2 pseudogenes are annotated in these 1,706 nt (G+C 60.3%); both read right to left on the bottom strand.

The features are described from left to right. Positions 1–962: pseudogene (locus BKN05_RS12485) on the bottom strand (FtsW/RodA/SpoVE family cell cycle protein); the annotation flags it as partial. Next, positions 963–1,706 (bottom strand): annotated as a pseudogene (locus BKN05_RS12490) (protein phosphatase); the annotation flags it as partial. It lies immediately after the preceding pseudogene.

Raw genomic sequence — 1,706 nt, forward strand, 5'->3', positions numbered from 1 at the left:
GACCTATCAAGCCGAGTTCTTCACCGATGGCGGCGAGGATGAAGTCCGTCCACACCACCGGGATGATATCGGGGTGTCCTTCGCCCAAACCGGTGCCGGTGACGCCGCCCCAGGACAAGCCGAATAGGGACTGAGACAGCTGGAAACCGGTGCCGTCGACGTCGTCAAGCGGGTTCCGGAAAGCGGAAAAGCGATCTTGGATTTTCGCCGACAGCGAGTACACAAAAGCGCCACCGACGGCGGTCAGGCCCAAGCCGATGATCAGCCAGGACCAGCGACCGGTGGCCATAAACAGCATGCCCAGCACGGTGCTAAACAGCAGCAGCACGGGGCCGAAGTCGTTGGATACCGCCATGATCAAAATCGCGATCGCCCAGACCAGCAAGATCGGGGCGAGGTCGCGCAGACGTGGGAAAGAAATACCGAAAAATCGGTAGCCCGCGACGGTAAACAGTGCGCGTTTTTGCACCAGCAATTGGGCGCAAAACATCAACAACACAGATGCGGGCATCGGCGTTGATGGACGTCGGCCACACCAGCGGCAGCGCCAACAACACCAAACCCAGGGCACCCAGCAGATAGGAATAACGGGTGAGCACCTTGTGATCCCGCACGATGATCAGCACCGCGATCAACAGTGCGACGCCAACCACCGACCACATGATTTGGCGGTTGGCCAGGCCTAAGTCTTTTGCCGCGTCGATGCGGTATACCATGATCAAACCCAGCCCGTTGAGCAGGCTGACCACCGGCAACATGACCTGATCGGCGTACGGCGCCCAGATCGTCAGCGCGATATGCGCCACGGCAAACACGCCGACGAACCCGCCGACGTAATACAGAAACTGCACCGATAGCGTCGCGCCCTGAGACAACTCAAAGCTGGCCAAAGTGGCGGCAAACGCGATGGCTGCGACGATGAGCAAGCCTAGTTCTGTCGAGCGAATGAATACTCGGGACATTTAGGACACCTCCCTGCAGTTCACGCCCGGGGTGGAAAGCCCACCGTCGTCGGCAGAATCTGCGCCTGCGTGCTCGGCTTTGTCGGCGCGGTTCACGCACACCGGCAACGCCTTATCGGATAACCGCTGCAGCTGGTCTGTGACCTCGGAATAAGAGCCGGAATCCAGGTGATCGATCGAACCGCGCACGGAACCCGGCAGGTCTGTCAACGAAAATGGGTGGCAATCGCCGGCGGGTTTCTCGCCAAAATCGGTGGTGCGTACTTCGTCTTTTACGGTCAAGCACACGCGCTGGTAGGGCTCATGCAAGTCTTGCCCGAATAGGGAAAAATCTACGCCGCGTTCGATGATCAGCTCATCAGAATCGGTGGTGGCGATGTAGTACTTGTTTTGTGATGACGAATACGCCCACCAACCGCCGCCGACTACGCCGGCGAGCAGGATTAACACCACGACGGCTAGAGCCCAATTACGTCCGCGTTTACTGGGATGATCGGCGGATTCGTCAGCACCAGGGCCGTTGGCTTCCGCGCTGCTTTTCCCCGCGTCGTGGGCGTCGTTCTTGCTCACGTCCTGCGCTTGTGGCTCTACCACCTGCGGGCGACGGCTCAATGCGGCCGCCCGGCCTGCGGCGGTATCTGGGTGGGCGCGTTCAGCCTCTGGCAACGCCAGCGCACCGGCGCTTACTGGGGCGTCCGGCAACGTGGCAGTGTCGTCATCACCAGCGACAACATCAGCTACCAC

It is taken from the genome of Corynebacterium sp. S5S1, from assembly GCF_001913985.1.
Lineage (GTDB): Bacteria > Actinomycetota > Actinomycetes > Mycobacteriales > Mycobacteriaceae > Corynebacterium > Corynebacterium marquesiae.